Genomic DNA, 17,466 nt, shown 5'->3' on the forward strand with positions numbered 1-17,466 from the left:
ATTAACTTGGGTTACCACTAAATCGCTTTGGCGCATAGCGTGCAGCCTCGACTCCCGCCGGCATCTCGCCGCGTCCCAGCAACAGCGCCGCCGCCAGCTGCGCCGCGGCCGGTGCGGTCTGGATGCCGAAGCCGCCCTGCCCCGCCGCCCAGAAAAACGAGGGCACGTCCGGGTCGTAGCCATAGACCGGCAGCCGGTCCGGCGCGAACGAGCGCAGCCCCGCCCAGCGCCGCTCCAGCGCCGCGACGCGCCAGTCGACCACGCCCTCGAACCGATCGATCGCGATCGCGACGTCCAGCTCTTCGGGCGCCGTGTCGTGCGGGTCCACCGGCGTCTCGTCGTGCGGCGACAGCCATAGCCGGCCGCCGGCTTCGGGCTTGAAATAGAAGCGTCCGGCGATGTCGGCGATGTGCGGCATCCCTTCCGGCGGAGCGGGTTCGGTGCGGAGCTGCACGACCGTGCGGCGATAGGGCTGGATACCGAGCGGCGCCACGCCCGCCAGCGTCGCCACCGGATCGGCCCACGCGCCCGCCGCGTTCACCAGCACGCCCGCCGTGAACTCGCCCGCGCCGGTCGTCAGTCGCCAGCCGTCGCCGCGCCGCTCGGCCCGCTCCAGCCCCGCCCGCGTGGCCAGCACCGCACCCGCCTGCTTCGCCGCCTTCAGCGCCGCCGCGTGCAGCCCACCAACATCGATGTAGGCACAGCTCGGCTCGAACACGCCATGCACCCAATCGGGCCGCAGCCCTGGCACGAAGCGCGCGGGATCGACCCGCTCCAGCACCACCGACGTGTCCGCGAACGCTGCGATGAACGCATCGATCGCGCCTTCGTCCTCAGCGCGCCCGATATGGAGGGAACCGAGCGGTTGCAGGAACCCGCCCGCCCGGAACGCCTCGGTCGACGCCGCCGTCAGCGGCTGGATGCCCGGTCCGCCATATGTCTCCGACCAGAACGCCGCCGAGCGCCCAGTCGAATGATACCCCGGCTGGTCCTCCGCCTCCAGCAACAGCACCGACGCATGCGGCGCGACCTCGGCGGCGAGCGTCGCGCCGACGATGCCCGCGCCGACGATGGCGAAATCGTACCTGCTCACCCTAAAGCCTTTCGATCGAGAAAGCGGTCGATCGCGTCGAACGCCCGTTCGCGCACCGCCAGTCCTTCGCGCAGCACCTCATGCCCCGCCTCCGCGCCGAAGCGGACCACCTCCGCCGCCGGCATCCGCGCGGCCACCGCCAGCGCCGCGCGCGCATCGACCAGCCGGTCGTGTTCGGGCACCAGGAACAGCACCGGCACCGGCACCGCGTCCAGCCGGGGGTCGGCGCGCAACGCCGCGCCCGATCGGAACGCCTCGGCGAGCCATCCCCAGCTCGGCGCACCCAGCCGCAGGCTGGCGTCCGCCTCCCACCAGCGCACGTCCTGCCCGCGACTGCTGTCCACCGTCAACCGACGCAGCCGGCGGTTGACCGCCGCCGGCTCGTCCGACAGCCGCCACGCCGCCCGCTTCGCCGCGCCCGTCGCACACATCCACCGCGCCACCCGGCCGCCGACCACCTGCCCCAGCGGCGAACGGACCTGCACCATCGGCGCATTCAGCACGACCGCGTCCGGCGAAATCCGCCCGGCCGCCAGTGCGCGCAGTACGATGTGTGCGCCCATCGAATGCGCCAGGATCACCAGCGGCCCCGCACCTTCATCGCGCCACATCGTCCAGAACGCGGCGAGATCGTCCTCCCACCCATCGAACCGTTCGACATGACCGACATCGCCCGCGACCAGCCGCCCCGAGCCACCCTGCCCGCGCCACTCGAACGACGTCACGCCCCAGCCACGCGCGTTGAGGTGCCCGACCACATCAGCATATTTCTCGATCACGTCGGCACGCCCGCCCAGGATCAGAACGCGCCCTCGCCGACCGTCGCCCGAATCGAAGCGGCGGTGATCCCACCCGTCCCCCGCGTGCCAGCGCGACAGCCGCGTGCCGGCGGGCAGTTCGGTCGGGAGGGGCGCGACGTGGGTCATGGTGCCCGCGCCGGTTACGTTTTCGCAAGGGTGCACGTCTAGACCCAGCCTGATGGGGAATACCGTCTTGCCGCTCGTGCTGCTCGGCACGCTGGTGCTGCTGCTGCTGGCGGCGGGCATCGAGGACGCGCATCGACGGACCATCAGCAACTGGACGAACCTCGCGGTCGCGGCGCTCGCGCCCGCCTGGTGGTGGGCACAGGGCTATGCGCCCTGGCCCGACGTGCCGTTGCAGCTGTTGCTCGCGGGCGTCGTGTTCCTGCTGTTCGTCGGCGCGTTCGCGCTCGGCCAGATGGGCGGCGGCGACGTCAAGCTGATCGGCGCACTGGCGCTGTGGCTGCCGATCGGACCGCTGGTGACGCTGCTGCTGGTGATGTCGATCGCCGGCGGTGCGGTGACGGTCGTGATGATGATCGAGCGGCGGCTACGCCGAAAGACCGGCGCGCTGGAGATCCCCTACGGCGTCGCGATCGCCTTTGCCGGGCTGCTCAGCCTGCGCGAACCGATCCTTAACCATTTGGCGTGATGCTTAACCGCACATCAACCGATGCCATCCCCGGAAAGGCGCGAGTGAAGCATGGATAGTCGCAAGGTCGTATTGCTGGTCGGCGCATTGATCGTCGCCGCGCTGACCGCTTTCTTCGCCCGCACGCTGCTGATGGGCAGCGGCTCGCCGCAGGCCGTCGCGATGGGTATGCCCGTCGCCGCGCCCGTCGACGGACCGGAAGTGCTCGTCGCCACCAAGGCGCTGCCGGTCGGCACGATCATCGACGCCACGGCGCTGGCGTTCAAGCCATGGCCCAAGGAACTGGTCGATAACGCCTATTTCCTGCGGACCGGCACCAACATCCAGGCGCTGCAAGGCACGGTGGTCCGCACCGCGATCACCGCCGGCCAACCGCTGACACAGGGTGCGCTGGTCAAGCCGGGCGACCGAGGCTTCCTCGCCGCCGCACTCGGACCGGGCATGCGCGCGGTCACCGTGCCGGTGCAGGCACAGGCGGCCGTCGCCGGCTTCGTCTTTCCGGGCGACCGGATCGATCTCGTCCTGACCCAGGCGGTGCCGGGCGGCGGCGATGGTCCGCCGCTCAAGGTATCCGAGACGATCGTGCGGAACATGCGCGTGCTCGCCACCGACCAGCGGACCGACAACGTCGTCGGCGAGGACGGCAAGACAGTGGTCAAGACCTTCACCTCCGTCACCGTCGAGGCGACGCCTAAGATCGCGGAGCAGATCGCCGTCGCCCAGACGCTGGGGTCGCTGTCGCTGTCGCTGCGCTCGCTGGCCGACAATTCGACCGAATTGGAACAGGCGATCGCGTCCGGCTCGATCCATGTGCCCGATGGCGCCGATCCCAAGGCCGAGCACGCCATGATGGTCCAGCTCGCGACGCAGCCCGCCAGCGGCAACCCCAGCTTCGCCACCGGTGCCGACGTGTCCCGCTACCAGCGCCGCACCGTGCCCGGCAAGACGCCGGTCGCACCCAGCGGTGCCCCGGCCGGTGCGCCGACGCCCGGCACGGGCTCCAGCTTCCCGGGTGGGGGTCCTGCGCCCACCGGTCCCATCGTGCGGGTCGCACGCGGCAATTCCATGACGGCCGTTCCGGTCGGGGGGTCTCGCTAAGATGCTCAAGCCTCGTTCCATCCACCGCCTGCTCGTCGCCTCTGCGGCGGTGGCGCTGATCGCCGGCCCGGCGGCCTCCGCCGGTGCCCCGCGCAAGGCTCGGCCCGCCAGCCGGCCCTCGGTCAGCCGTCACCTGGCGCAGCAGCCCCCCGGCGTGCAGCGGCCCACCACCGAGGTGCTGCTCTCGGTCGGCCAGGGCGAGCTCATCACGCTCCCCTCGCCCGTCGCTGACATCTGGGTATCCAACCCCGACGCCGCCGACGTCTACATCACCAATTCCCGCCAGATCAATCTGTTCGGCAAGGGGCTGGGCGAGACGACGATCTTCGCGACCAGCGCCAACGGCGCCGTGATCTACGCCACCAGCGTCCGCGTCAGCCCGAACATCAACTCGGTCGACGCGATGCTGAAGCTGGCGATGCCCGAAGCGAACATCCGCGTCGTCACCGCCGGCCGCATCGCGGTGCTGGTCGGCACCGTCGGCACGCCGGAAGATGCCGCGGAGGCCCAGCGCCTGGTGACCTCCATGCTTAATCCGGGCGCGGACCCGGCGAGCACCACCGCCCTGCCGATCACCGTCGTCAGCCGACTGAAGACCGCGACGCCGTTGCAGGTCAACCTGCAGGTCCGGATCGCGGAAGTGAGCCGCAGCTTCGTCAAGAACGTCGGCGCGAACCTGACGACGATCGACGGGTCGGGAGGCTTCAAGTTCGGAATCGGCAGCGGTCGGTCGCCCGCGAGCACCTACACGACGGACCCCAACCTGCCGCTGGGTGTCGGCCAAGCCGTCCAGGGGTTCACGCGCGACCCCATCACCGGTCTGATCGTTCAGCGCCCCGGCACCACGATCACACCGGGCACCCAGCGCACCACCATCGGCGGTCTGACCAGATTGCTGGGGCTGGACATCCTCGGCGCACTCGATCTCGGCGAAACAATCAACCAGGTCACCACGCTCGCAAACCCCAACCTTACCTGCCTGTCGGGCGAGACCTGCACCTTTCTCGCCGGCGGCGAGATCCCGATCCCCGTCAGCCAGGGATTGGGCGCTGTCTCGGTCGACTATAAATCCTATGGTGTCGGACTCGCCTACACCGCGACGGTCCTCTCCAACGGTCGCATCGCTTTGCATGTCCGGCCCGAGGTGTCGCAATTGTCGGCGCAGGGCGCTGTTCAGATCGCCGGCACCACGATCCCGGCGATCACGACCCGGCGGGCGGAAACGACGCTGGAACTCGGGTCCGGCCAGAGCATGGTGATCGGGGGACTGCTTCAGAACGACAACCAGAACTCGATCGACAAGACGCCGGGGCTGGGCGACGTGCCCGTCCTCGGCGCGCTGTTCCGGTCCAATGGATGGCGGCGCAACGAAACGGAGCTGATGATCGTCATCACGCCCTATCTCGTGCGGCCGGTCGACAATCCCGGCGATATCGTGCTGCCGACCGACGGCGCGCAGACTACCACCGATGCTCAGCGCATCCTGTTGGGCCAACTCGGCTCGGGTGTCAGCGGTCAGCGCCGACCGGTCCCGACAATGGCGCCCTCATCCGGCGCGGCGACGCCGATGGCGCCGCGAGAGCCGATGCCCATGCAGGGCGGGAGCTCGGTCGGCGCACGTAGCGCCCCGCCGGTCCGGCGCAATGCCACGCCGGTGCCCGGCTTCTCCAACTGATGCTGCAGAGGACTCACCCGATGCTCAAGCGTTCGCTGCTCCTGTCCTTCGTCGCGCCCTCGCTGCTGCTCGGCGGGTGCATGGGGGGGACCGAAAACCGAGGCGTGGAATCGGTTCACCAGCCGGTGGTTACCCGCCAGGACTATCTCCTCGACCTCCAGACCGCTGGCAACCGACTGGGCGCCGGCGAACAGGCGCGGCTGAACGGGTGGCTAGCCGCTCTGCGGCTGAGCTATGGCGACCGGGTTTCGATCGACGATCCTGGGAACGACGGCGGCGTGCGGGACGACGTGGCGCAGAGCGTCGCCAACTTCGGCGTGCTGCTGTCCGACCAGCATCCCGTGACCAATGCGCCGATCGCGCCGGGAACGGTGCGCGTGGTCGTCAGCCACAGCCGGGCCACGGTCCCCGGTTGTCCGGATTGGAGCCGCGACTCCAGTGTCGACTACAATCAGAACACGTCGTCCAACTATGGTTGCGCCGTCAATTCGAGCCTGGCCGCGATGATCGCGCAGCCGGAGGACCTGGTCCACGGCACCGGCCCGGGCGCCAACGACACGCGGCGCGCCGTGAAGACGATCGACGCCTATCGCAAGGCACCGCCGTCCGGCGGCGGCGGCACCACGGTCGCAAGTCCGGGAGGTAACTGAGCATGAACGCACCCTGGAAAGCCGCGGGCGCCGGCACGCGCGAGCCGTTCGTCGCCTATGTCTGCGACGACACCACCGCGGAGTCGCTGCGGCCCGTCGTCGCGGAACTCGGCTGGTCGGTGGAGAAGATCCACAAGGGCGGCCTGCGTAATGCGGTCCAGACCCTGTCGGTCTCCGCCAGCCCGCAGGTGCTGTTCGTCGACCTGGCCGAGTCTGGCGATCCGCTCAACGACATCAACGGGCTGGCCGAGGTTTGCGAACCCGGCACGGTCGTGATCGCGTCGGGACAGGTCAACGACGTCCGGCTGTACCGCGACCTGGTCGCGTCCGGCATTCAGGATTACCTCCTGAAGCCGCTCAACCCCGATATGCTGCGCGAGGCGTTCTCGTCGGCGCAGGCGATGATCAACGCGCCCAAGCTGGCCGAGGCGAGCGTCGAACGGCCGCATTGCTCGATCGCGGTGATCGGCACGCGCGGCGGCGTCGGCGCGTCGACGGTCGCCACCTCGCTCGCCTGGCTGCTGTCGGCCAAGGAAGGGCGCTCGACCGCGCTGCTCGACCTGGACGTTCATTTCGGCACGGGGGCGCTGGCGCTCGATCTGGAACCGGGCCGCGGGCTGACCGACGCAATCGAGAATCCCAGCCGCATCGACGGGCTGTTCATCGAACGCGCCATGGTCAAGGCGTCGGAGAAGCTGGCGGTGCTGTCGGCCGAGGCGCCGATCAACTCGCCGCTGCTGACCGACGGCGCCGCCTTTTACCAGCTACAGGAAGAAATGCGGACGGCGTTCGAATGCACCGTCATCGACCTGCCGCGCGGCATGCTGGTGCAGCATCCGTCGCTGGTCGGCGACGTGCAGCTGGCGGTGGTCGTCACCGACCTGACGCTGGCGGCGGCGCGCGACACGATCCGCATTCTGTCGTGGCTGAAGAGCAACGCGCCCAACACGGTGGTGCAGGTCGTCGTCAACCGGATGCAGGCGTCCGGCGGGCAGTTGGAGATCGGCCGCAAGGATTTCGAAAGCTCGATCGAGCGCAAGATCGATCATGCGATCCCCTATGACCAGAAGCTCGCGGCGCAGGCGGCGAAGCTGGGCAAGCCGTTCGCGGAAGCCGGCAAGAACACCAAGACCGTCGCACCGCTGGTCGCGCTCTCCGACTTCCTCCTCGCCACCGCCGACGAGGCGGCGCCCGCGCCCGACGACAAGAAGGGCAAGAAGGTCGTCGGCAAGGGCGGTTCGCTCCTCGGCAAGTTCGACCTGAAGGCACTCCTGAGCAAGAAGAAGTAGCCTCCGATGTTGCCTGTCATCCTCCTCGCATGCAGCACCTCGCTGATCGTGCTGCTGGTGTGGCTCGCCTTTGCGGGTCCTTCTCCGGCCCGCGCGCAGGCCCGGCGGATGGGCGTGCTGCGCGAGCGGCACGGCAGCATGCCGATGATCCAGGCGGAGCGGATGCGGCGGATCACCGCCAATCGCGCCACGAGCTGGGATCTGGCGTTCGGTCGCATCCTGCCCAATCGCGCGCTGCTGCAGAAGCGGCTGGCGATGACCGGCAAGAGCTGGACCGTCGGGCAATATGGCGGCGCGTCGGCGGGGCTACTCGTCGTGTTGACACTGCTGCTGCGCCTCAAGGGCATGCCGCTGATGCTGGCGGCGCCGGCGGGCCTCGCGATGGGGCTGGGCTTGCCGCACTTCTTCGTGAGCAAGGTGATCAGTCGGCGGGTCGGCAAGTTCACCGCCAAGTTCCCCGATGCGATCGAGCTGCTGGTGCGCGGCCTGCGCTCGGGTCTGCCGATCTCCGAGACGATGCAGGTCGTCGGCGCCGAGGTCGACGGCCCGGTCGGCGAGGAGTTCCGCGCGGTGTCCGATCGGATGAAGATCGGCCGCTCGATGGACGCGGCGCTACAGGATACCGCCGACAAGCTCGGCACGCCCGAGTTCCAGTTCTTCGTCATCACCATCGCCATCCAGCGCGAGACCGGCGGCAATCTGGCGGAGACGCTGGCCAACCTCGCCAACGTCCTGCGGATGCGCGGCCAAATGAAGCTGAAGATCAAGGCGATGTCGTCGGAGTCGAAGGCGTCTGCCTATATCGTCGGGTCGCTGCCGTTCATCGTGTTCACGCTGATCTGGTTCATCAACGCCGAATACATGCAGAACTTCTTTATCGATCAGCGGCTGATGATCGCCGGCATCGGCGGGCTCGTGTGGATGAGCCTCGGCGCCTTCATCATGGCCAAGATGGTCAACTTCGAAATCTGAGGCGCGGCAGATGATGACCCCTCCCCATCCGACGCTGCTCGGTATCGACGTGATCTGGGTCGCGACGCTGCTGTCGGGCGTCGCCGCCTTCGCGGTGCTGGTCGCGCTCTATGCCGTCACCACCGTCCGCGATCCGATGGCGAAGCGCGTCAAGGCGCTGAACGATCGCCGCGAGCAGCTGAAGGCGGGCATCACCGCGTCGACCAAGCGCCGCGCCAAGCTGGTCCAGCGCAACGACACCGCCGACCGCATGCGGACGCTGCTGTCGTCGATGAAGGTGCTGCAGGACAGCCAAGTCAAGGTCGCGCAGCGCAAGCTGTTGCAGGCCGGCATCCGGTCCAAGGAATGGGCGGTCGCGGTCATCTTCGGCCGACTGGTGCTGCCCATCGTGTTCGGCGCCTTCATTCTGTGGCTGGTCTACGTTCACGACTATTTTCCCACCTGGGGACCGCTCAAGCGCTATGGGCTGGTCGCTGGCGTGTTCATCCTCGCCTACAAGGCGCCGGACATCTTCCTCAACAACAAGATCTCAAAACGCTCGGACGCGATCCGCAAGGGCCTGCCCGACGCGCTCGACCTGCTGGTGATCTGCGCCGAGGCCGGTCTGACCGTCGACGCCGCGTTCCACCGCGTCGCCCGCGAGCTGGGTCGCGCCTATCCGGAGCTGGGCGACGAGTTCACCCTCACCGCGATCGAGCTGGGCTTCTTGACCGAGCGGCGCCAGGCGTTCGAGAACCTGGCGCACCGCGTCAACCTGGACGCGGTCAAGGGCGTGGTCACGACCATGATCCAGACCGAGAAATACGGTACGCCGCTCGCTAGCGCGTTGCGCGTGCTGTCGGCGGAGTTCCGCAACGAGCGGATGATGCGGGCTGAGGAAAAGGCGGCGCGGCTGCCGGCGATCATGACCATCCCGCTGATCCTGTTCATCCTGCCGGTGCTGTTCATCGTCATCCTCGGCCCCGCCGCCTGCTCGATCAAGGACGCGCTGATCCATTGATGGATACGTGACCGGTCCGGATCGTTGAGCCTGCGTAACAGGAGGTTTGTCGATGCAGCCGTTCACCGTCACCCAATGGGCGATCCTGGCGCTGGTGTTCGTCGCCGGCTGGCTGCTGGGGCTCGCCAGCCACGCGGGCGGCCGCAAGTGGCGCGAGCGCTACGCCGCCGAGCGCGACGCTCATGCCACCTATCGCCGCGACGACGAGGCGCGGGTCGCCGCCGCACGAGCGGATGCCGACACGCGCGTCGCCGCGGCCGAGACGCGGGCACGCGAGATCGAGCGGGATCACGCCCGGCTCGCCGCGGCGGCGCCGGTGACCGCCGCTACCGTGGCGCCGACCCGGACCGTCGTGACGCGCCCGGTCTATGCGCCGGGTGAGCGGCGCGGGTGGTTCGATTGGGGCAACCGCCGGAGCTAGCCCCGCCGCTTCAGCGCCGCCTGCGCTGCCGCCAGCCGAGCGATCGGGACGCGGTAGGGGCTGGCGCTGACGTAATCCAGGCCGACCTCTTCGCAGAAGGCGATGCTGGCGGGATCGCCGCCATGTTCGCCGCAGATGCCTAGCTTGATGTCGGGGCGCGTGGCGCGGCCGCGATCGACCGCAAGGCTGACCAGCTCGCCGACGCCCTCGACGTCGAGGCTGACGAACGGGTCCTTGGCGTAGATGCCCTGTTCGACATAGGCGGCGAGGAAGCGGCTGGCGTCGTCGCGGCTGACGCCGAGCGTGGTCTGGGTCAGGTCGTTGGTGCCGAACGAGAAGAACGCGCCCGCTTCGGCGATCTCACCCGCGCGTAGTGCGGCGCGGGGTAGTTCGATCATCGTTCCGACCAGATATTCGACTTCGCGGCCGCGCTCGGCGAACACAGCCTGCGCGGCGCGGTCGACCACCGCCTTCATCAGCTCCAGCTCGCGCTTGGTGCCGACCAGCGGGATCATCACCTCGGGGATCGGCGCGTCGCCGGTCCTGTCCGCGACGTCGATCGCGGCCTCGAAGATCGCACGGGCCTGCATCTCGTAGATCTCGGGATAGGTGACGCCCAGCCGGCAGCCGCGATGGCCGAGCATGGGGTTGAACTCGTGCAGCTCGGCGGCGCGGCGCTTGAGCTGTTCGACGTCGAGCCCCGACGCCCTCGCGACCTCCGCGAACTCGGCCTCCTCGTGCGGCAGGAACTCGTGCAGCGGCGGGTCGAGCAGGCGGATGGTGACGGGCAGCCCGGCCATTACCTCGAATATCGCGGCGAAGTCGGCGCGCTGTTCGGGCAGCAGCTTGTCGAGTGCGACGCGGCGGCCCTTCTCGTCCGACGCGAGGATCATCTGGCGGACCGCCGTGATGCGCTCGGCGTCGAAGAACATGTGCTCGGTGCGGCAAAGGCCGATGCCCTCCGCCCCGAAATCGCGCGCGGTGCGGGCGTCGTTGGGGGTGTCGGCGTTGGTGCGGACCTTCATCCGCCGGATCGCATCGGCCCAGCCCATCAGCGTGCCGAAGTCGCCCGACAGCTCGGGCAGCACGGTCGCGACCTCGCCCGCCATCACCTCGCCGGTGGCGCCGTCGATGGTCAGCGTGTCGCCCTCGCGCACCTCTCGCCCTGCCACCCGCATCACCTTGTCCTTCGCCGAGATGGCGAGCGAGCCGGCGCCCGACACGCACGGCCGGCCCATGCCGCGCGCGACGACGGCGGCGTGGCTGGTCATGCCGCCGCGCGCGGTCAGGATGCCCTTCGCCGCGTGCATGCCGTGGATGTCCTCCGGGCTGGTCTCGGTGCGGATCAGGATCACGGCCTTGCCGTCGGCGGCCCAGCGTTCGGCGGTGTCGGCGTCGAACACCGCGGCACCCGACGCGGCACCGGGGCTGGCGGGCAGGCCGTTGGCGATCACGTCGCGCTGCGCGTCGGGATCGAGCGTCGGGTGGAGCAGCTGGTCGAGTGCGGCGGGATCGACCCGCGCGATCGCCTCCTCGCGGGTGATGAGCCCCTCCTCCGCCATGTCGACCGCGATCTTCAGCGCCGCCTTGGCGGTGCGCTTGCCGGCGCGGGTCTGGAGCATCCAGAGCTTGGTCTTCTCGACCGTGAACTCGATGTCCTGCATGTCGCGATAGTGCTTTTCCAGCGTCGCGAAGACCTGCGCGAGCTGGCCGTAGACCTCGGGCATCGCCTCTTCCATCGAGGCCGGCCTGGCGCCGGCTTCCTCGCGGGCGGCGCGGGTCAGGTATTGCGGGGTGCGGATGCCGGCGACGACGTCCTCGCCCTGCGCGTTGATGAGGAACTCGCCATAATAGGCGTTGTCGCCCTTCGACGGATCACGGGTGAAGGCGACGCCGGTCGCGGACGTGTCGCCCATGTTGCCGAACACCATCGCCTGCACGTTGACGGCGGTGCCCCAGCTGGCGGGGATGTCGTTGAGGCGGCGATAGACCTTGGCGCGCTCCGACTGCCACGAGCCGAACACCGCGCCGACCGCGCCCCACAGCTGATCGTGGACGTCCTGCGGGAAGGGTTTGCCCCACTCGGCCTCGACCAGCTGCTTGTATTCGGCGACCAGCGCCTGGAGGTGATCGGCGGTCAGCTCGGTATCGAGGTGGAAGCCGTTGTCCTCCTTGGCGATCTCCAGCGCCTCCTCGAACGCGCCGTGGTCGAGTTCGAGGACGACGTCGGCATACATCTGGATGAAGCGGCGATAGCTGTCCCAGGCGAAACGCGCGTCGCCCGAGGTTGTAGCGAGGCCAGCGACGGTTTCGTCGTTGAGGCCGAGGTTGAGGACGGTGTCCATCATGCCCGGCATCGACGCGCGCGCGCCCGAGCGGACCGAGACGAGCAGCGGGTCCGCTGCGTCGCCGAAGCGCTTGCCGGTGACCGATTCGATATGCGCGAGGCCGGTGGCGACCTCGTCGCGCAGGCGTTGCGGGAAGCTGCCGCCTTCGTCGTAATAGACCGAGCAGAAGTCGGTCGAGATGGTGAAGCCGGGGGGCACGGGCAGGCCGATCGACGCCATCTCGGCGAGGTTCGCGCCCTTGCCGCCGAGCAGGTTGCGGTCGCCTCTCCCGCCGTCGGACACGCCGCCGCCGAACCTGTACACGTACACCATATCTAGTATCCCCGGACGGCGCCGCGTCTGAGCGACGTTGACCATGTTGACCCAACGGGTTGAATCTACGCGCCCTCGATCTTCGAGAAGTCGCCGACCGTGTGGACCGCGTCGCGGATGCGGGCGAGCAGCGCGAGGCGGGCGGTGCGCTTGGCGGGATCGGGATCGTTCACGGTTACCTCGTCGAAGAAGCGGTCGATCGGCGCACGCAGGCTTGCGAGCGCCGCCATCGCGTCCTCGAACCGCTCCGCCGCGACCGCTTGAGCGGCATTTGGTTCGGCGGCGTCGAGGGCGGCAGCCAAGGCCTCTTCGGCGGGTTCGGGCGTGTAGAACAGCGAAATATCGTCATGCCGAGCTTGACCCGGCATCCATGCCGCCTCGGGCGTCGCCGCCTGTGGCGCGATGGACCCCGGCTCAAGGCCGGGGTGAGGGGATTTTTCCGCTGCGCCGTACCCCTCCTTCTTCAGGATGTTGGCGGCTCGCCGGTAGCCGGTGAGGAGGTTGGCGCCGTCCTCGGTCGCCATGAACGCCTGAAGCGCGCGGACGCGGGCGAGGAGGCGGACGAGGTCGTCCTCGCCGCCGAGCGCGAAGACGGCGTCGATGAGGTCGTGGCGGACGCCGGCTTCGCGTTGTTGGACTTTGAGGCGGTCGGCGAAGAAATTTAGCAGCCAAATACCCCGCGCGTCGACGAAATCAAACAAACTATCTTTTGAGTGATAAAACACGATTATATGGCTTTGAGCCGACAAAACGTGATGGAATTCATTACCCCGCCGAATTACAAACTCTAAAGGTTTCCACCTAGCAGTGTCCAATCCAACGAAAATATCTCCCGCAGCCGTTAAATGCTCAATTGTTCGAGGAATGATATCTTCATCGATGTGCTTACGTCGATCAAGTAGCAACGGTCGGAGAAAGTCGGCCGATTTGAGGATTGCAGATTCAAGCGAGAACCGGAGACGGTTCGCGAGAACTATCGAGAGCACACCAAGGGCGGCGCGGCGAAGTGCAAAGGGGTCTTTTGAGCCGCTTGGCAATTCGGCAAGCGCAAACAGGCCTACCAGCGTATCGATCTTGTCCGCCAGACTCACCGCCACCGTCACCGGCGCGGTGGGCACGTCGTCGCCCTGCCCGACCGGCTTGTAGTGGTCGCGGATGGCGGCGGCCACCTGGGGGTCTTCGCCTTGTGCGAGCGCGTAATAGCCGCCCATCACGCCCTGAAGCTCGGGGAACTCGCCCACCATGCCGGTGACGAGGTCCGCCTTCGCCAGTCGCGCGGCGCGTTCGGCGAGGGTGGCCAAATCCTCCACGCTCGCGGGGAGGGGGACCGCTCGCGTAGCGAGTGGTGGAGGGGGCTCTCCACCGGCGGCAGCGCGCGTGGCAGCCCCCCCTCCACCAGCCTGCGGCTGGTCCCCCTCCCCGCCGTGCGGGGAGAATTGGGAGGCTTTGACGATGCCCTCCTCGACCAGCCAGCGCGCCAGTTTGGCGACGCGGTCGACCTTGTCGGCGACCGTGCCCAGCTTTTCGTGGAAGACGATGCGCTGGAGCTTCGCCGCGTGCTCTTGCAGCGAGACCTTGCGGTCCTGTTCGTAGAAGAAGCGCGCGTCGGACAGGCGGGCGGCGAGCACCTTGCGGTTGCCCTCGACGATCTTCGCGCCGCCGTCGGCCGCATCGATGTTCGCGGTGCAGATGAAGACGTTGGCCAATCCTCCCCGGGACGGGGAGGTGTCGGCCGCGCCAGCGGCTGACGGAGGGGGGGCAGCCGCAGGCGGTAGGCCCGGATCGGCGCCCCCTCCGTCAGCCCTTCGGGCTGCCACCTCCCCGTCCCGGGGAGGAATGGGATTTCGGCAGACGAAATACTTCTGGTTGACGCGCGCGGTGAGCTGGATGACCTCAGGCGGCACATCCAGAAACGCCTCGTCGAAGCGGCCGAGCAGCGGCACCGGCCATTCGGTGAGGCCCGCGTTCTCGGCGACGAGGCCCTCGTCCTCGATCAGCTCCAGCCCGTCCTCGGCGGCGAGCGCGTGGGCGCGGTCGCGGATCAGCGCGGCGCGCTCGTCGGGGTCGACGACGACGTGGCAGGCGCGCAGCTTCTCGACGTAATCGTCCGCCGAGCCGATCGTGATCGGGCCGGGGTGGTGGAAGCGGTGGCCGAGCGTCGCGGCGCCGCTGGTGACGCCCGCGATCTCGACCGGCACGATATCGTCGCCGAACAGCGCGACGATGCCGTGGAGCGGGCGCACCCAGCGCAGCGAGTCGGCGGCGGCGGACGCCGCGCCCCAGCGCATCGACTTGGGCCACGGAAAGGCGCGGATCACCGCCTCGATCGCGGCGGGCAACAGCGCGGCGGTGGCGCGGCCGGGCGTGCTCATCACCGCGAACAGCGTCGCGCGACCCTTCGCATCGGGCCGCGTCTCCAGCACGTCGCGCGACACGCCGCCCAGCTTGCGGAGGAAGCCCTGCACCGCCGCGTCCGGGGCGTCGGCGGGCGGGCCCTTGACCTCCTCGCGCGACGCTTCGGTGGCGTCGGGCAGACCGCGCAGGATCAGCGCGAGGCGGCGCGGGGTGGCGTAGGTGACGGTCTGCGTCGCGACGAGGCCGGCCCTGGCGAGCTCGGCCGCGAACAGGCGGGCGAGGTCGTCGCGGGCGCGGGCCTGCATCCGCGCGGGGATTTCCTCCGAGCGGAGTTCGAGGAGGAAGTCGGTCATTTGCGGTCCTCCCCGCTCGCGGGGAGGTGGCGGCCGCGCAGCGGCTGACGGAGGGGGCGGGCGGCATGGGCCACGACCGCGTTCGCCGTTTCGTCCGCGTCGCGGAGCACCTCGCGCGCGGCGACGCGCAGGACCGCGTAGCCCTGGGCGGTCAGATACGCGGTGCGGGCCTCATCGCGCGGCGGTCGATCGCCCATGTCGTGCGCCGCGCCGTCGACCTCTACGACCGGTCGCGCGGCGGCGCAGTAGAAGTCGGCGCGGTAGGGGCCGATCGGGTGCTGCTTGCGGAAGGCGATGCCGCTGGGGGAGCCTTTGAGACGCTGCCAGAGGAGCACTTCGGGCAGGGTCATGTCTCGCCTGTCCGTGCGCGCTTCGTATGTTTCGGGGCGACGGAGTGATCGCGAGCCCCCTCCACCACGCTTCGCGCGGTCCCCCTCCCCGTGCCGGGGAGGATTTTGAGGGGCCGCCATCACGCTGCCCACCCGTGCTTCGTCATCCACGCGGCGCAGGCGCCTTTGGCGAGGTCGCGGACACGGCCGATATAGGCCTGGCGTTCCGCCACCGAGATGACGCCGCGGGCCTGCAACAGGTTGAAGGTGTGGCTGGCCTTGATCGCCTGTTCGTAGGCGGGGATCGGCAGCGGCGTGTCGCGGTTGAGGCAGTTCTCCGACTCCGCGACCGCCTTGCGGAACTGGTCGAACAGCGTGTCGGTGTCCGCGACCTCGAAGTTCCAGGTCGACTGCTCGACCTCGTTCTCGTGGAACACGTCGCGATAGGTGACGCCCGCATCGTTGAAGGCGAGGTCGTAGACGCTGTCGACGTTCTGGATATACATCGCCAGCCGTTCCAGCCCGTAGGTCAGCTCGCCGGCGACGGGCTTGCAGTCGAAGCCGCCCATCTGCTGGAAATAGGTGAACTGCGTCACCTCCATGCCGTCGCACCACACTTCCCAGCCCAGTCCCCAGGCGCCCAGCGTCGGCGACTCCCAGTCGTCCTCGACGAAGCGGATGTCGTGGGTGGTGAAGTCGATGCCGATCGCCGCCAGGCTGCCGAGATACAGTTCCTGCAGGTCGGGCGGGCTGGGCTTCAGGATGACCTGATACTGGTAATAATGGCCGAGCCGGTTGGGATTCTCCCCATAGCGACCGTCGGTGGGGCGGCGGCAGGGCTGGACGAAGGCGGCGTTCCACGGGTCGGGGCCGAGCGCGCGCAGCGTCGTCGCGGTGTGGAAGGTGCCCGCCCCCATCTCCATGTCATAGGGCTGGAGGATCAGGCAGCCGCGATCGCTCCAGTAATCGTGCAGCGTCAGGATCATGCGCTGAAAGGAGAGCGGGGCAGGCATAAGCGCGCGGGCTTTGGCGGATGGGATTGGCGCTGGCAAGGGCCGCGCGGGCGTGTAGGGAGGCGACCATGACCCGCCTTCCCCGCCTGCTCCGTGCCGTTCTGCCGACGCTGCTGCTGGCCGCACCCCTGCCCGCCTGCGCGCAGCCGGCGCCGACCGCGCGCGCCGCCGCGGTGCAGGACGCCGATCCGGCGTTGTGGGTGGTGCGCGATGCGGACACGACAATCTATCTGTTCGGCACGATCCATGTGCTCAAGCCCGGCCTGACCTGGTTCGACGAGGCGGTGCGTCAGGCGTTCGACCGGTCGGACGAGCTGAAGCTGGAGATCGTCGAGGCGGACCCGGCGACGATGGCGACGCTGGTAAGGACGCAGGGGTTGAGCCCGACCGGGCCGACGTTGACGGAGAAGCTGCCCGCCGCCGACCGCCCCGTGCTGACGCGATGGATGAAGCAGATCGGGCTGCCGCCCGCCGCCTATGACCGGATGCGGCCGTGGCTGGCGGCGAGCATGTTGCAGGTGCAGAGCCTGGTGCAGGTCGGCTACGATCCCGCCAGCGGCCCCGAACAGGTGCTGACCGCGGCGGCGAAGACGGCGGGCAAGCCGGTCACCGGGCTGGAGACCGTCGAGCAGCAGATCGGCTTCTTCGCGGGGCTGTCCGATGGCGCGCAGGTAGCGATGCTGGACGAGACGCTGGACGAGATGCCGACGCTGCAACGGTCGATGGGGCGGATGGTCGACGAGTGGGCGCGCGGCAAGACCGACCTGATCGCCAAGGAGCTGAACGACGGCATCACCCGCTCGCCCGAGGCGATGCGCGTGCTGCTGACCGATCGCAACAAGCGCTGGGCGGACTGGATCGCGGCGCGGATGGCGCAACCGGGGACGGTGTTCGTCGCGGTCGGCGCGGGGCATCTGGCCGGGCCGGCGAGCGTCCAGGCGGAACTGGCGCGGCGCGGGGTGCGCGCGCAGCGAGTGCGCTACTAAGGCGCGGGGTCGCGGCCAAGGCCGCGCGGTCGCTTGCGGGAGGCGCGGATGGTTGCCTTTTCCGCCCTCTCCCGCTATGCGCGCCCGCTTCCGACCCTGCTACATCCCTGGAGGAGCGGC

At 69.0% G+C, this 17,466-nt stretch carries 15 protein-coding genes; 9 read left to right on the forward strand and 6 right to left on the reverse strand.

The window, feature by feature from the left end:
• Position 1: 1 nt before the first annotated feature.
• Positions 2-1,093, reverse strand: coding sequence for an NAD(P)/FAD-dependent oxidoreductase (locus ACOFKS_RS10055; protein WP_419809102.1), 1,092 nt, complete (start codon positions 1,091-1,093; stop codon positions 2-4).
• The gene (locus ACOFKS_RS10060; RefSeq protein ID WP_419809103.1) at positions 1,090-2,019 is read right to left on the reverse strand and encodes an alpha/beta fold hydrolase; all 930 of its coding nucleotides are present in this window, start codon (positions 2,017-2,019) and stop codon (positions 1,090-1,092) included. The genes ACOFKS_RS10055 and ACOFKS_RS10060 overlap by 4 nt, the downstream gene beginning before the upstream one ends.
• A 52-nt stretch (positions 2,020-2,071) precedes the next feature.
• On the opposite strand from ACOFKS_RS10060, the gene ACOFKS_RS10065 reads away from it, so the two are divergent.
• The 8 genes from ACOFKS_RS10065 to ACOFKS_RS10100 are packed head-to-tail and all read left to right on the forward strand — an operon-like array spanning position 2,072 to position 9,650.
• Positions 2,072-2,545 (forward strand): A24 family peptidase, encoded by a 474-nt coding sequence (locus ACOFKS_RS10065; RefSeq protein WP_419809104.1) that lies wholly within the window; start codon positions 2,072-2,074, stop codon positions 2,543-2,545.
• Between the two features lie 51 nt (positions 2,546-2,596).
• Positions 2,597-3,643, forward strand: a complete 1,047-nt coding sequence (gene cpaB, locus ACOFKS_RS10070) for a Flp pilus assembly protein CpaB (RefSeq protein ID WP_419809105.1) — start codon at positions 2,597-2,599, stop codon at positions 3,641-3,643.
• A 1-nt stretch (position 3,644) separates the two neighbouring features.
• Entirely contained in the window at positions 3,645-5,318 is a 1,674-nt protein-coding gene (locus ACOFKS_RS10075) for a type II and III secretion system protein family protein (protein ID WP_419809106.1), read from the forward strand.
• 20 nt (positions 5,319-5,338) lie between these two features.
• Positions 5,339-5,968 carry a CpaD family pilus assembly protein gene (locus ACOFKS_RS10080; RefSeq protein WP_419809107.1) on the forward strand — a complete coding sequence of 210 codons (630 nt, stop codon included), beginning with the start codon at positions 5,339-5,341 and terminating at the stop codon, positions 5,966-5,968.
• Positions 5,969-5,970: 2 nt separating this feature from the next.
• Positions 5,971-7,257, forward strand: a complete 1,287-nt coding sequence (locus ACOFKS_RS10085; RefSeq protein ID WP_419809108.1) for a P-loop NTPase — start codon at positions 5,971-5,973, stop codon at positions 7,255-7,257.
• Positions 7,258-7,263: 6 nt separating this feature from the next.
• Positions 7,264-8,229 carry a type II secretion system F family protein gene (locus tag ACOFKS_RS10090; protein ID WP_419809109.1) on the forward strand — a complete coding sequence of 322 codons (966 nt, stop codon included), beginning with the start codon at positions 7,264-7,266 and terminating at the stop codon, positions 8,227-8,229.
• A gap of 13 nt (positions 8,230-8,242) precedes the next feature.
• Positions 8,243-9,229 carry a type II secretion system F family protein gene (locus ACOFKS_RS10095; protein ID WP_419809291.1) on the forward strand — a complete coding sequence of 329 codons (987 nt, stop codon included), beginning with the start codon at positions 8,243-8,245 and terminating at the stop codon, positions 9,227-9,229.
• A gap of 52 nt (positions 9,230-9,281) precedes the next feature.
• Entirely contained in the window at positions 9,282-9,650 is a 369-nt protein-coding gene (locus ACOFKS_RS10100; RefSeq protein WP_419809110.1) for a hypothetical protein, read from the forward strand.
• Here the strand turns inward: ACOFKS_RS10100 and ppdK are convergent.
• The 4 genes from ppdK to ACOFKS_RS10120 all read right to left on the reverse strand — a co-directional run bounded on the left by ppdK (position 9,647) and on the right by ACOFKS_RS10120 (position 16,360).
• Positions 9,647-12,310, reverse strand: coding sequence for a pyruvate, phosphate dikinase (gene ppdK / locus ACOFKS_RS10105; RefSeq protein ID WP_419809111.1), 2,664 nt, complete (start codon positions 12,308-12,310; stop codon positions 9,647-9,649). The two genes, ACOFKS_RS10100 and ppdK, sit on opposite strands and share 4 nt — an antisense overlap.
• 65 nt (positions 12,311-12,375) lie before the next feature.
• Complete coding sequence (locus tag ACOFKS_RS10110; RefSeq protein WP_419809112.1) at positions 12,376-15,018, reverse strand: glycine--tRNA ligase subunit beta; 2,643 nt, start codon at positions 15,016-15,018, stop codon at positions 12,376-12,378.
• Positions 15,015-15,488, reverse strand: a complete 474-nt coding sequence (locus ACOFKS_RS10115) for an endonuclease domain-containing protein (protein WP_419809292.1) — start codon at positions 15,486-15,488, stop codon at positions 15,015-15,017. The genes ACOFKS_RS10110 and ACOFKS_RS10115 overlap by 4 nt, the downstream gene beginning before the upstream one ends.
• On the reverse strand, positions 15,488-16,360 hold the full coding sequence (locus ACOFKS_RS10120; protein WP_419809113.1) for a glycine--tRNA ligase subunit alpha: 873 nt from the start codon (positions 16,358-16,360) through the stop codon (positions 15,488-15,490). Before ACOFKS_RS10120 ends, ACOFKS_RS10115 begins: the two co-directional genes overlap by 1 nt.
• 68 nt (positions 16,361-16,428) lie before the next feature.
• Here ACOFKS_RS10120 and ACOFKS_RS10125 point away from each other — a divergent pair, with 68 nt between their 5' ends.
• On the forward strand, positions 16,429-17,346 hold the full coding sequence (locus ACOFKS_RS10125) for a TraB/GumN family protein (RefSeq protein ID WP_419809114.1): 918 nt from the start codon (positions 16,429-16,431) through the stop codon (positions 17,344-17,346).
• Positions 17,347-17,466 lie beyond the last annotated feature (120 nt).

The organism is Sphingomonas sp., assembly GCF_965200135.1.
In the GTDB taxonomy this organism is placed as follows: Bacteria; Pseudomonadota; Alphaproteobacteria; order Sphingomonadales; family Sphingomonadaceae; genus Sphingomonas.

What these genes read in the sequence shown, in the direction of transcription:
- ACOFKS_RS10115 (WP_419809292.1), bottom strand. Translation starts at nt 15,488, where the DNA reads ATGGCGGCCCCTCAAAATCCTCCCCGGCACGGGGAGGGGGACCGCGCG.
- ACOFKS_RS10085 (WP_419809108.1), top strand. Translation starts at nt 5,971, where the DNA reads ATGAACGCACCCTGGAAAGCCGCGGGCGCCGGCACGCGCGAGCCGTTC.
- ACOFKS_RS10110 (WP_419809112.1), bottom strand. Translation starts at nt 15,018, where the DNA reads ATGACCGACTTCCTCCTCGAACTCCGCTCGGAGGAAATCCCCGCGCGG.
- ACOFKS_RS10095 (WP_419809291.1), top strand. Translation starts at nt 8,243, where the DNA reads ATGACCCCTCCCCATCCGACGCTGCTCGGTATCGACGTGATCTGGGTC.
- ppdK (WP_419809111.1), bottom strand. Translation starts at nt 12,310, where the DNA reads ATGGTGTACGTGTACAGGTTCGGCGGCGGCGTGTCCGACGGCGGGAGA.
- ACOFKS_RS10100 (WP_419809110.1), top strand. Translation starts at nt 9,282, where the DNA reads ATGCAGCCGTTCACCGTCACCCAATGGGCGATCCTGGCGCTGGTGTTC.
- cpaB (WP_419809105.1), top strand. Translation starts at nt 2,597, where the DNA reads ATGGATAGTCGCAAGGTCGTATTGCTGGTCGGCGCATTGATCGTCGCC.
- ACOFKS_RS10120 (WP_419809113.1), bottom strand. Translation starts at nt 16,360, where the DNA reads ATGCCTGCCCCGCTCTCCTTTCAGCGCATGATCCTGACGCTGCACGAT.
- ACOFKS_RS10125 (WP_419809114.1), top strand. Translation starts at nt 16,429, where the DNA reads ATGACCCGCCTTCCCCGCCTGCTCCGTGCCGTTCTGCCGACGCTGCTG.
- ACOFKS_RS10065 (WP_419809104.1), top strand. Translation starts at nt 2,072, where the DNA reads ATGGGGAATACCGTCTTGCCGCTCGTGCTGCTCGGCACGCTGGTGCTG.
- ACOFKS_RS10060 (WP_419809103.1), bottom strand. Translation starts at nt 2,019, where the DNA reads ATGACCCACGTCGCGCCCCTCCCGACCGAACTGCCCGCCGGCACGCGG.
- ACOFKS_RS10075 (WP_419809106.1), top strand. Translation starts at nt 3,645, where the DNA reads ATGCTCAAGCCTCGTTCCATCCACCGCCTGCTCGTCGCCTCTGCGGCG.
- ACOFKS_RS10080 (WP_419809107.1), top strand. Translation starts at nt 5,339, where the DNA reads ATGCTCAAGCGTTCGCTGCTCCTGTCCTTCGTCGCGCCCTCGCTGCTG.
- ACOFKS_RS10090 (WP_419809109.1), top strand. Translation starts at nt 7,264, where the DNA reads ATGTTGCCTGTCATCCTCCTCGCATGCAGCACCTCGCTGATCGTGCTG.